Here is an 11,609-nt window from a genome sequence, read left to right as displayed (position 1 = left end):
GGGGGTCCGGCGTCGCCCAGATCACAGTCCTGACCTGCAGATTGGCTGAAAACGTACGTTAGAAAGCCGTATCTGAGGGGAACCGATCGCGCCCGATCGCGTGACAAATCGGGATGAAAACGGACAAAGACCCGGCCGGATCGTCGAATGATCTTCGTATACGCCTGTGTCGGTTCTGTGACACAGCCCTCCCCGCATACGGTTGGACGATCCGACCAGGGGAGGGGCCGGCCCGGCCGTCCACGGCTCAGCGCTGCCCCGGCAACCGGACCTCGATCCGGCAGCCGCGGGGCGACTCGGCGACCGCGATCCGGCCGCCGTGCAGGTCCACCGCCCAGCGGGCGATGGCCAGGCCGAGGCCGGTGCCGCCGTCCGAGCCGGGCCCCTGGGCGGTCGCGGTGCCGCTGCGGCTGAACCGCTCGAACACCCGGCCGCGGTCCGCCGGCGGGATGCCCGGACCCTCGTCCTCGACCTCCAGCAGCAGGCCGCCGGGCCCGCCGTCGGGCCGGGCGCGGACCGTCACGGTGCCGCCGGGCGGGGAGTGCTTGCAGGCGTTGTCGACCAGGTTGGCGACCACCTGGTGGAGCCGTTCAGGATCCGCCACCCCGGTCAGGCCGGTCGGGCTGACCTCCAGGGCCAGCCGGACGTCGCCGCGCCGGGAGAACGCCCCGCCGGCCGTCGCGCCGTCCACGGTGACCCCGCGCAGCACGCCGTCCAGGAACTCGCGCACCTCGAAGGGGCGGGCGTCCAGGTCGACCACGCCGTCGTCGATCTTGGAGAGGTCCAACAGGTGGGTGACCAGGCGGCCGAGCCGCTCGGTCTGCTCCAGCGCGGCCCCCAGGGTCGCCGGGTTGGGCTGGACGACGCCGTCCACCACGTTCTCCAGGACGGCGCGCAGTGCGGCGATGGGTGTGCGCAGCTCGTGCGAGACGTTGGCGACCAGCTCGCGGCGGTGCCGGTCGGCGGCTCCCAGGTCGGCGGCCATCTGGTTGAAGGCGGCCGCCAGCTCGCCGATCTCGTCGCGCGAGTTCACCTCGACCCGGCGGCTGTAGTCGCCGGAGGCCATCGCGCGGGCGGCGGCCGTCATCTCGCGCAGCGGGGCGGTCAGCCCGTGTGCGAGGAACTGCATGAAGAGCAGCGAGGCGATCATGGAGAAGACCATGATGATCCGGATCTGGGTCTCGGACCGGATCGCCACGACCACCATGCCGGTGGCCAGGAAGACGGAGACGATCACCAGCAGGGCGAGTTTGCCCTTGATCGAGCGGACCGGGTCGAGCGGCCGGATGTCGGCCCAGACCCGGCGGGCGGCGCGGGCGGCCAGCGTCTGCGACCGCGTCCTGCCGGTGTCCCCGTTGCGTTGCTGTGGAAAGGTCATTGGTCCCCTGTGATCCCCGCGTACGTCCCTCGCGTGGTGTGCGCGGCGGTTCGGGACACGGGCCCCCCGGAGGCCCGTCGCCCGAGGCGCGCGCTACGAGAGCGGGGCCTCCAGCGCGTACCCGACACCGTGGACGGTACGGATCCAGCTCGCCCCGATCTTGCGGCGCAGCGCCTTGACGTGGCTGTCCACGGTGCGGGTGCCGGACGCGTCCGTCCAGTCCCAGACCTCGGCCAGCAGCTGCTCGCGGGTCAGCACGGCGCGCGGTTGGGCGGCCAGGCAGGCGAGCAGGTCGAACTCGGTGGGCGTCAGGTGGACGTCGCCCGAGGCGAGCCGGACCCGGCGCTGCACGTGGTCGATCTCCAGCTCGCCGAAGCGCAGCGAGCCGAGCGCGGGCGTACGGGCCGCCTGCTGGGCGCGCTCGACGCGGCGCAGCAGCACGTTGACCCGGGCGGCCAGTTCGCGCATCGAGAACGGTTTGGTCATGTAGTCGTCCGCGCCCACGCCGAGGCCGACCAGCAGGTCCGTCTCGTCGTCGCGCGCGGTCAGCATCAGCACCGGCACCGGGCGCTGGGCCTGGATCCGGCGGCACACCTCAAGGCCGTCGAAGCCGGGCAGCATGATGTCGAGGACCACCAGGTCCGGCTGCCAGGTGTGGAAGCCGTCGACCGCGCCCGGCCCGTCGTGGGCCACGGCGACCTTGAAGCCCTCCGCGCCCAACCGGGCCGCGATCGACTCCGCGATCGTCGGTTCGTCCTCCACCACCAGCACTCTGCGCTGGCTGCTCACCGTGCCGCCGCTGTTGTTGTTGTCCTGCTGAAGTTCTGTCACGGTCACGCCACCGCCCCCAGGGCTGCGGGCCGGCCACCTGTGGGGATGGCGGGGCTCCGCTCGTAGTCTTGTTCCGTCGTGGACTGTGCCGGGTCCGCCGTCCCGTCGCGCGCCCGGGTCGGTGGGCGGATTGTCGGCCGCCCACTTCTCCCGCGCACTTCGCAGCGTACGGACAGTGGATGCTTCCCGGCAGGTGGACCGGACGTTTCCGGCCCGTGGGCCGGCCGTCGGGCCGCCCGCGGACCCACTGCACGAGTGGGCACGGGCCGATACCTTACCCGGCGATTTTTCTCTGCGTAACGGTACGTATGCAGTCGAGTTGGCACCAAGTCGCCGGTCAGAGCCCCTGCCGGCGGGTTGGTCGGAAGAAGGTCTGGACCAATAACGGGAATCCGGCCGACCGGTTTCCCGATGGTCTTCACCGGCTTTTCTCAGGTGCCTCTCAGAACCTCGACGTAACGTGGTCACGACAACGCCCCGCCGGGTGGGATCCGCGGCGCGCGCCGGTACGTTGGGCACCTGGGTGAGGGGCCGGTGGCTGCGGGCGTGGAGCGGAGGCGGCATGGCTGGGGTGCGGCGAGGCGCCGGACACGTCGGGGCGCCGTCGGCGGGCCCGCCGTACGGGATGCTGCGGCACGGCCTGCGCACCGGCGTCGTCGAATGGCTGCTGGCACGGGTGCCGACCCCCCGGCGCAACCCCTTCACCCTCGGCTACCTCGCGGTGGTGGGCGCCACCACGACCTTTGCCAAACTCGCCGATCCGGAACTCGTGCAGCGGCTGCAGGAGGCCTCCAGTTCCGACGGTCACAACCTCTTGCAGCATCCGCTGCGCGCGCTGCTGCTCAGCGGTTTCTGGGTGGCCGGCGAGGTGTGGATGCCGTACCTGTGGGGATTCGCCGTCACCCTCGCGCCGCTGGAGCGCCGGATCGGCTCGGCCCGGGCGGCGGCGGTCTTCGCGATCGGGCACGTCACGGCCACCCTGCTGTCCCAGGGCGTGGTGATCGTCGCGGTGGAGACCGGACGGCTGGAGACCCGGGCGCTGGACTACCTGGACATCGGCGTCAGCTACGGCGTGCTCGCCTGCCTGGGCGCGGTGGCCGGACTGCTCCCCTGGCGCGGCCGACTGGTGGCGCTCGGCGGCGCCGGGCTGCTGATCGCCGAGCAGATCCTCACCGACCGGGACGTGGTCACCGCCGTCGGGCATCCGACCGCGGTGCTCGCCGGGGTGGTGCTGTGGCGCTGGTTGCGCCGGGCCCAGGCGCGTCGGCCGCGGCCGCGTCGTACCGGGGCGGAGGCCGCGGGCTCCGCGCCCGCACCGGGTGGCGCCCCGGTCCTGGACGCGCGCTGACCCCTTCGGGTGCTTTCCCCGGACGCTTTTGACGGCGCGGCCCGCCACTCCCTCCCGTTCGCTCACGGCGAACAAGTCCGCGGGAACATCCGGCGGGCGCCAGGCCTTAGTCAGGTCGACTCAACTTCACTGACTGGGGAGAGATCATGGCATCGACGTCCACACCGCTCACCCTGCCCGTGCTGCCGCTCGACGACGAGGTCGTCCTGCCGGGCATGGTCGTTCCGCTGGACCTGAAGGACACCGAGGTGCGGGCCGCGGTCGAGGCAGCCCGCGCGGCGGCCACCGGCGCCGGCAAGCCGCAGGTCCTGCTGGTCCCGCGGGTGGACGGCTCGTACGCGGCGGTCGGCACCCTGGCCACCGTCGAGCAGGTCGGCCGGCTGGCCGACGGGGAGCCGGCGGCGCTGGTGCGCGCCGTGCGCCGGGTCCGGATCGGGGTCGGCACCACCGGCCCCGGTGCCGCCCTGTGGGTGGAGACCACGCCGTTCCGGGAGTCCTCGGTGGGCACCCCGGTGGCCGGCCGGGCCGCCGAGCTGGTCAAGGAGTACAAGGCGCTGTCCACCCAGTGGCTGCGCCGGCGCGGCGCCTGGCAGATCGTCGACCGGGTGGCCCAGATCGAGGGCGTCGGCGAGCTCGCCGACAACATCGGCTACGCGGCCTTCGTCACCGCCGAGCAGAAGCTCAAGGTGCTGCTGGAGGCCGACCAGGTCGCCCGCCTGGAGTACGCGCTGACCCTGCTGCGCGACCACCTCGCCGAGGAGGAGGTCAACGACACCATCCGCAAGGACGTCGAGGAGGGGGTGGCCAAGCAGCAGAAGGAGTTCCTGCTCCGCCGCCAGCTGGAGGCCGTCCGCAAGGAGCTGGCCGAGCTGAACGGCGACCCGGCCGACGAGGAGGGCGACTACCGCGCCCGGGTCGAGGCCGCGGAGCTGCCCGAGAAGGTCCGGGAGGCGGCGCTCAAGGAGGTCGACAAGCTGGAGCGGTCCTCCGACCAGTCGCCCGAGGGCTCCTGGATCCGCACCTGGCTGGACACCGTCCTGGAGCTGCCCTGGAACGAGCGCACCGAGGACGCGTACGACATCGCCGGCGCCCGCGCGGTGCTGGACGCCGACCACGCGGGCCTGGCGGACGTGAAGGACCGCATCGTCGAGTACCTCGCGGTGCGCAAGCGCCGGGCCGACCAGGGGCTCGGGCTGGTCGGCGGGCGCCGCGGGGGAGCGGTGCTGGCACTGGTCGGCCCGCCCGGCGTCGGCAAGACCTCGCTCGGTGAGTCGGTGGCCCGCGCCATGGGCCGCAGCTTCGTCCGGGTCGCGCTCGGCGGGGTGCGGGACGAGGCCGAGATCCGCGGCCACCGGCGCACCTACGTCGGCGCGCAGCCCGGCCGGCTGGTGCGGGCGATCAAGGAGGCCGGCTCGATGAACCCGGTCGTCCTGCTCGACGAGATCGACAAGGTCGGTTCGGACTACCGGGGAGACCCGGCCGCCGCACTGCTGGAGGTGCTGGACCCGGCGCAGAACCACACCTTCCGGGACCACTATCTGGAGGTCGAGCTCGACCTCTCCGACGTCGTCTTCCTCGCCACCGCCAACGTGCTGGAGGCCATCCCCGAGCCGCTGCTCGACCGGATGGAGCTGGTCCGCCTCGACGGCTACACCGAGGACGAGAAGGTCGTCATCGCCCGCGACCACCTCCTCCCGCGCCAGCGGGAGAAGGCCGGGCTGGGCGGCGAGCAGGTCAGCGTCGACGAGGCGGCGCTGCGCCGGCTGGCCGGGGAGTACACCCGGGAGGCCGGAGTGCGGAACCTGGAGCGCTCGATCGCCCGGGTGCTGCGCAGGATCGCCGCCCAGGCCGAGCTCGGCGAGCGCGAACTGCCCGTCGCGATCGGCCCGGACGACCTGCGCGCCCTGATCGGGCGGCCCCACCACGTGCCGGAGGCCGCCCAGGAGCCGGCCGAGCGGCGCACCGCCGTCCCGGGCGTGGCCACCGGCCTCGCGGTCACCGGCGCCGGCGGCGACGTCCTCTACATCGAGGCCTCGCTCGCCGACGCGGAGACCGGCGGCACCGGACTGACCCTCACCGGGCAGCTGGGCGACGTGATGAAGGAGTCCGCGCACATCGCGCTCTCCTACCTGCGTTCGCGCGGCGCCGAACTGGAGCTGCCGGTCACCTCGCTGCGTGACCGCGGCGTGCACCTGCACGTCCCGGCCGGGGCCGTCCCCAAGGACGGGCCGAGCGCCGGCATCACCATGACCACGGCGCTGGCCTCGCTGCTGTCCGGCCGCCGGGTGCGCACCGACGTGGCGATGACGGGCGAGGTGTCGTTGACCGGGCGGGTGCTGCCGATCGGCGGGGTGAAGCAGAAGCTGCTCGCCGCCGACCGGGCCGGTGTCACCACGGTGATCATCCCCAAGCGCAACGAGGCCGACCTGGACGACGTCCCGGCCGAGGTGCTGGAGCGGCTCACCGTCCACCCGGTGGCGGACGTGCGCGAGGTGCTGACGCTGGCCCTGGAGCCGGCCGAGGTCCTGGTCGCGGCGGCCTGACGGGCGCTCACGGGGCCCTCCCGGCGGATCGGCCGCCGGGAGGGCCCCCGCCCGTGCGCTCCACGGCCCCTCCTCGAACGAACGGGCGGATTCACCCGCGCAGTGACGGTGACGGGAGGGACGGCGGCACCCGTGCGAGACTGCGAAGATGCCGTCCCCCACGCAGCGCGCCCTGGCCCGGGTGCCGGCCCGGCTGCGCCCGTTCCTGCTCCGGCACCGCAGGCTGGTGAAGTTCCTGCTGGTCGGCGGCCTCTGCTTCACCCTCACCCTGGTGATCGACTTCGAGCTGAAGTTCACCGTGCTGGAGCACAAGCCGGTGGTCGCGCTGACCGTCGCCACCGTGATCGGGACGGGGGTCTCCTACGTGCTGAACCGGCGGTGGTCCTTCCGGGCCGCCGGCCGCCACCGGGAGGCGCTGCTGTTCTCCCTGGTCAGCGTGGTGGCGATCGCGGTGAACGACCTGCCGCTGGTGGTCTCCCGCTACGTCCTGGACCTGCGCGAGCCGTACGTCGGCCCGTTCGCCCAGGAGGCCGCGGACTTCCTCAGCGGGATGGTCGTCGGCACCTTCGTCGCCATGCTGTTCCGTTTCTGGGCGATGCAGCGCTGGGTCTTCACCTGCCCCGCCGAGCTCCCCCGCACCGTACTGTCCGCCGCGTCCGCCCTGGTGAGGACGCCGTCCCCGGAACCCGGTTACGCTGCACCCGAGATGCCACCGGACATGCCTTAGGGCGTGAGCGAGCGGCGCGAGCGAAGCGAGGTGGGCGCATGAACGTGATGCGTGAGCCGGACGGCCTCCGGCGCGGGCCCGCCAGCCAGCAGGGGATGCGCCGGGCCAACCTGGCCCTGGTGCTCGGGGTGATCGCGCGGGCCCCGCGCTCGCGGGCCGAGGTGGCCGCCGAGACCGGGCTGACCAGGGCCGCCGTCTCCTCGCTCGCCGAGCAGCTGATCGCCGACGCCCTGGTCGTCGAGGAGGGCCCGGCCGCGCCCAGCGGCAAGGTCGGCCGCCCCGGCACCGCGCTCGGGCTCAACCCGCTCGGGCCCGGCGGCCTCGGCGCCGAGATCGGCGTGGAGCACCTCGGCGCCTGCGTGGTCGACCTGCGCGGTGAGGTCCGGGCCTGGCGCCGCCGGGAGGTCAGCAACCGGGGCCGGCAGCCCGCCGCCGTCATGGCCGACCTCGCCGAACTGCTGCGCTCGGCCGTCGCCGAGTCGGGCCTGCGCCCGGCCGGGCTGACCCTGGCCGTCCCCGGACTGGTCGGCACCTCCGGCGGAGTGCTCCAGCGGGCGGCCAACCTGGGCTGGCAGGACGTCCCGCTGGCGGCCGAACTGCGCCCGGCCCTGCGCGCGGCCGGCGCGGCCGACCTGGCCGAGCTGCCGGTGGAGGCGGACAACGAGGCCAACCTGGGCGGCCTGGCCGAGCGGTGGCTGGACGACGGGCCGGAGGACTTCCTGTACGTCTCGGCGGAGGCCGGTGTCGGCGCGGCGATCGTCGTCGGCGGGCGGCTGTTGCGCGGGTCGCGCGGCTACGCGGGGGAGTTCGGCCATGTGCCGGTTCACCCGGACGGGCCCCGCTGCGCCTGCGGCGCGCACGGCTGCCTGGAGCAGTACGCGGGGGAGGCGGTGCTGCGGGCGGCCGGGTCGGCGAACGTGCGGGGCGACTGGGTGACGCTGCTCGCCGAGCGCGCCGAGGCCGGGGACGAGCCGGCGCGGGCGGCCTTGGCCGGGGCCGGATCGGCGCTGGGCACCGCGGCCGCCGGGGCGGTCAACCTGCTGGACCCGGCCGAGGTGGTGCTGGGCGGCGGATACGCGCGGCTGGCGCCCTGGCTGCTGCCGGCGATGCGGGCCGAGCTGGCCGCCCGGGTGACGGTACGGCCCTGGTCGGACGAGCGGCTGACGGTGTCCCGGCTCGGCCGGCGCGGACCGCTGCTGGGTGCCGCGGTGGGCGTGGTGCGCGCCGTCGTCGCCGACCCGGGCCGGCTGGCCGGCGGCTGAGACCGCGCCCCGGCCGAGGGCCGGGGCGCGGTCGTCCGTACCGGGAGGCTCAGGCCTCCTTGACCAGCTCGCGGCCGCCGGAGCGGGGTCCGCGCAGGACGGCCAGGAAGGTGACGGCGACGCCGGCCACCGCCCAGACCACCAGTACCACGATCGGCATCGCCAGGTTGGTGGAGCCGAAGTAGGCGATCGACCGGGCGGCGCTGGTGCCGGCGCCGTTCGGGATCACGGAGCCGATCGCCCGCCAGAAGGCCGGCATCATCGGCGGCGGGTAGACCCCGCCCGCGCTCGGGTTGCCCAGCACCACGAAGATCAGCACCGCGATGCCGATGCCGACGATGTCGAACAGGCACTGCAGGGCCATGGTGAACGCGCCGACCGTGAACACCACCAGGGCGCCGACCGCGGACAGGCCCAGGATCGAGCCGGGCAGCGCGTCCAGGACCGGCCCGGCGATCACCGTGCCGCCGATGCCGGCCGCGATCGAGTACAGGGCCAGCACGCCGAGCCGGATCACCGCGCGGTGGGCGTTGGCGGGCTTGGAGCCGGCGCTGATGCCGAGGATCGAGGCGACCAGGTAGCCGCCGACGCACCAGCCGATCACCAGGTAGAAGGCGGAGAGGCCGTTGGTGTCGCCCTTGGCGAGCGGCACGACGTCCTCGACCTTGACCGTGCGGCCCTGGGCCTGCTCCACCGCGGTGGTGATGGTCTCGGCGGCCTTGGCGGCGGACGGGCCGCGGGCGCCGCCGACCAGCAGGGTGTCCTGGTTGCCGGCCGGGTTCACGACCAGCGCGGCGTAGATCTTCTGGTCCTTGATCTGCTGGGTGGCGCTCTCGGCGTCCGGCGCGGTGACGGCCTTGACGGCGTCGTTCGGCGCCGAGTCCAGCGCCTGGACCAGCTTGGGGGCGACCTGCGGCGGGGCGACCACCGCGATCGACAGGTTGTGCGGGGTCGGGTGGTGCAGCGCCCCGACGTACGAGGTGATGAAGCCGAGTTGGAGCAGCAGTACGGCGACCACCAACAGCGCCGCGCGCGGCGTGACCGCTCCCTTGAGTTCGGCGATGAAACCCTGCCCCGGGGCGGCCATCCACATCTCCTTGTGTATAGGGGGAAAACGGATACTTCATACCATGAACTAGTTGTCTTGTCTCACCTCGCGCGCCGGGTCCGGGCCCGGGCGACTGCGGGATACTGGCGCGGTGAGTGACGAGAAAGCCCTGCTGGCGGTGGAGCGCGAGGTCGCGCTGATGTTCCGGCGGGGCCGGGCCCGAGTGGCGGAGCTCTCACGCCGGGTGCACCCCGAGCTGGAGGGGATGGCGTACAGCCTGCTCGGCTACGTCGAGCAGGCCGGGCCGGTGCGGGTGACGGACGTCGGCGTGCACTTCGCGGTCGGCAAGGCGACGGTGAGCCGGCAGATCCGGGCGCTGGAGGAGCTGGGTCTGGTGGCCAGGGAGGCGGACCCGCAGGACGGCCGGGCCGCGCTGGTCTCGCTGACCGAGGACGGGCGGCGGCGCTACCTGGCGGCCCGGGACGCCCGGATGCGGCGGGTGCGCGAGCTGCTGGGCAACTGGTCCCGGGAGGACGTCGACCGCTTCGCGGACCTACTGCACCGCTTCAACGACGTGATCGGGGAGCCTCCGGTGGAGTGACCTGCGGCGACGGGGTGAGCCCGGCGGGCCCGTGCGGTGCGGGATCCGGCCGGGCTTTACGTGGCCTTGAAGAAAGTTGCCTAAGTCAACCATTGGTCTTATGGTTGCTTAAGGCAACGAATTTTCGCCGCGCGCGGACAGCGTCCGCGCCGCCGCCCGCGTACCCCGCCCGCGTACCCCGCACGCCTCGCCGAAGGACCCAGATGACCGTGACCACCGAGGCCGCGACCGGCACAGCCGCCGCCGTCGACGACCGACCGATGACCCACCGGCAGGTGATGGAGGCGCTGTCCGGCCTGCTGCTCGGCCTCTTCGTGGCCGTGCTCTCGTCGACCGTCGTGTCCAACGCCCTGCCGCACATCCTCACCGACCTGCACGGCGGCCAGTCCGCCTACACCTGGGTGATCACCGCCGCCCTGCTCACCCTGACCGCCTCCACCCCGATCTGGGGCAAGCTCTCCGACCTCGCCAGCAAGAAGCTGCTGCTGCAGATAGCCCTGGTGATCTACATCGCCACCTCGGCGCTGGCCGGCCTCTCCCAGAACACCGGTCAGCTGATCGCCTGCCGGGCCCTCCAGGGCATCGGCGCCGGCGGCGTCGTCGCACTGGGCCAGATCTGCCTGGCCGCGATGGTCCCGCCGCGCGAGCGCGGCCGGTACAGCGGCTACTTCGGCGCGGTCTTCGCGCTGGCCACCATCGGCGGCCCGCTGATCGGCGGCGTCATCGTGGACACCTCCTGGCTGGGCTGGCGCTGGTGCTTCTACGTCGGCATCCCGTTCGCGATCGCCGCGATCCTGGTGATCCAGCGCACCCTCAAGCTGCCGGTGGTCAAGCGCAAGGCGAAGATCGACTACCTGGGCGCGCTGGTCATCACCGGCGCCGTCAGCCTGCTGATGATCTGGATCACGCTGGCCGGCAAGAACTACGACTGGCTGTCCTGGCAGACCGCCGCGATGGTCGGCGGCGGCCTGCTGCTGGGCGCGCTCGCCGTGGTGATCGAGCGCCGCGCCGCCGAGCCGATCATCCCGCCGGACCTCTTCAAGTACCGCACCGTCAGCCTGGCCGCGCTCGCCAGCGTGCTGGTCGGCGTCGGGATGTACGGCGCGACCACCTTCCTCAGCCAGTACTTCCAGCTGGCCCGCGACAAGTCCCCGACCACGGCCGGACTGATGACCCTGCCGATGATCCTCGGCCTGGCGCTCTCCTCCACCGTGGCCGGCCGACTGATCACCAAGTACGGCAGGTGGAAGGCCTACCTGGTCTCCGGCACGGCGCTGCTCGCCATCGGTTTCGGCCTGCTCGGCACCGTGCGCGCCGACACCGACTACACGCTGCTGTCCGTCTACATGGCGATCACCGGCATCGGCCTCGGCCTGACCATGCAGAACCTCGTCCTGGCGGTGCAGAACACCGTGCCGCGGCACGAACTCGGCGCGGCCAGCTCGGTGGTCACCTTCTTCCGCACCATGGGCGGCGCGATGGGCGTCTCCGCGCTCGGCGCGCTGATGAACAACAAGGTGACCCACTACCTGACGGAGAACCTCGCCGCCGCGCACATCCCGGCCGGAGGCGCGGTCGGCGGCGGGGGCATCCCGGACCTGCACAAGCTGCCGGCCCCGATCGTCCCGCTGGTGACGGACGCGTTCGGGCACGGCGTCGGCATGGTGTTCCTCTTCGCGGCGCCGTTCGCGCTGCTGGCCTTCATCACGGTGCTGTTCATCCGGGAGACCGCGCTGAAGACCAGTCAGCAGGGCTGACCGCCGGCGGGGACGCGCGGGGGGGGCGGGGGGGGGGGGGGGCCCACCCCCCCCCCCCCCCCCCCCCCGCGCGGGGCCCCCCCCCCCCCCCCCCCCCCCGCGACGCCCCCCCCC

At 73.4% G+C, this 11,609-nt stretch carries 9 protein-coding genes; 6 read left to right on the top strand and 3 right to left on the bottom strand.

The window, feature by feature from the left end; translation table 11 throughout:
• Nucleotides 1-247: 247 nt before the first annotated feature.
• Nucleotides 248-1,378 carry a sensor histidine kinase gene (locus ACIO5E_RS17335; RefSeq protein ID WP_400668256.1) on the bottom strand — a complete coding sequence of 377 codons (1,131 nt, stop codon included), beginning with the start codon at nucleotides 1,376-1,378 and terminating at the stop codon, nucleotides 248-250.
• 93 nt (nucleotides 1,379-1,471) lie between these two features.
• A complete protein-coding gene (locus ACIO5E_RS17330) occupies nucleotides 1,472-2,209 on the bottom strand; it encodes a response regulator transcription factor (protein ID WP_280676118.1) in 738 nt (245 codons plus the stop codon).
• Between the two features lie 562 nt (nucleotides 2,210-2,771).
• Here ACIO5E_RS17330 and ACIO5E_RS17325 point away from each other — a divergent pair.
• From ACIO5E_RS17325 to ACIO5E_RS17310, 4 genes are all read left to right on the top strand, one after another.
• Nucleotides 2,772-3,557, top strand: a complete 786-nt coding sequence (locus ACIO5E_RS17325; RefSeq protein ID WP_400668254.1) for a rhomboid-like protein — start codon at nucleotides 2,772-2,774, stop codon at nucleotides 3,555-3,557.
• Nucleotides 3,558-3,703: 146 nt separating this feature from the next.
• Nucleotides 3,704-6,100, top strand: a complete 2,397-nt coding sequence (lon, locus tag ACIO5E_RS17320; protein ID WP_400668252.1) for an endopeptidase La — start codon at nucleotides 3,704-3,706, stop codon at nucleotides 6,098-6,100.
• Nucleotides 6,101-6,248: 148 nt separating this feature from the next.
• Nucleotides 6,249-6,827, top strand: a complete 579-nt coding sequence (locus tag ACIO5E_RS17315) for a GtrA family protein (RefSeq protein WP_400668250.1) — start codon at nucleotides 6,249-6,251, stop codon at nucleotides 6,825-6,827.
• 38 nt (nucleotides 6,828-6,865) lie between these two features.
• Nucleotides 6,866-8,089 carry an ROK family protein gene (locus ACIO5E_RS17310; protein ID WP_400668248.1) on the top strand — a complete coding sequence of 408 codons (1,224 nt, stop codon included), beginning with the start codon at nucleotides 6,866-6,868 and terminating at the stop codon, nucleotides 8,087-8,089.
• 49 nt (nucleotides 8,090-8,138) lie between these two features.
• On the opposite strand, the gene ACIO5E_RS17305 is transcribed toward ACIO5E_RS17310, so the two are convergent.
• Nucleotides 8,139-9,176 (bottom strand): ABC transporter permease, encoded by a 1,038-nt coding sequence (locus ACIO5E_RS17305; RefSeq protein WP_400668246.1) that lies wholly within the window; start codon nucleotides 9,174-9,176, stop codon nucleotides 8,139-8,141.
• Between the two features lie 112 nt (nucleotides 9,177-9,288).
• Between ACIO5E_RS17305 and ACIO5E_RS17300 the strand changes: the two genes are divergently transcribed.
• Both ACIO5E_RS17300 and ACIO5E_RS17295 read left to right on the top strand, forming a co-directional pair.
• On the top strand, nucleotides 9,289-9,738 hold the full coding sequence (locus ACIO5E_RS17300; protein ID WP_400668244.1) for a MarR family winged helix-turn-helix transcriptional regulator: 450 nt from the start codon (nucleotides 9,289-9,291) through the stop codon (nucleotides 9,736-9,738).
• A 203-nt stretch (nucleotides 9,739-9,941) separates the two neighbouring features.
• Entirely contained in the window at nucleotides 9,942-11,495 is a 1,554-nt protein-coding gene (locus ACIO5E_RS17295) for an MDR family MFS transporter (protein WP_400668242.1), read from the top strand.
• Nucleotides 11,496-11,609: the final 114 nt, after the last annotated feature.

Origin of the sequence: Kitasatospora sp. NPDC087314 (assembly GCF_044744365.1) — a bacterium.
Taxonomy (GTDB): domain Bacteria; phylum Actinomycetota; class Actinomycetes; order Streptomycetales; family Streptomycetaceae; genus Kitasatospora.
The sequence above is the reverse complement of the archived record's forward strand: the minus strand, read 5'-3'. Positions and strand labels throughout refer to the sequence as shown.

Bases quoted from the DNA above. Each gene is read 5' to 3' on its own strand.
- ACIO5E_RS17310 (WP_400668248.1), top strand. From the start codon at position 6,866: ATGAACGTGATGCGTGAGCCGGACGGCCTCCGGCGCGGGCCCGCCAGC.
- ACIO5E_RS17325 (WP_400668254.1), top strand. From the start codon at position 2,772: ATGGCTGGGGTGCGGCGAGGCGCCGGACACGTCGGGGCGCCGTCGGCG.
- ACIO5E_RS17305 (WP_400668246.1), bottom strand. From the start codon at position 9,176: ATGGCCGCCCCGGGGCAGGGTTTCATCGCCGAACTCAAGGGAGCGGTC.
- lon (WP_400668252.1), top strand. From the start codon at position 3,704: ATGGCATCGACGTCCACACCGCTCACCCTGCCCGTGCTGCCGCTCGAC.
- ACIO5E_RS17335 (WP_400668256.1), bottom strand. From the start codon at position 1,378: ATGACCTTTCCACAGCAACGCAACGGGGACACCGGCAGGACGCGGTCG.
- ACIO5E_RS17315 (WP_400668250.1), top strand. From the start codon at position 6,249: ATGCCGTCCCCCACGCAGCGCGCCCTGGCCCGGGTGCCGGCCCGGCTG.
- ACIO5E_RS17295 (WP_400668242.1), top strand. From the start codon at position 9,942: ATGACCGTGACCACCGAGGCCGCGACCGGCACAGCCGCCGCCGTCGAC.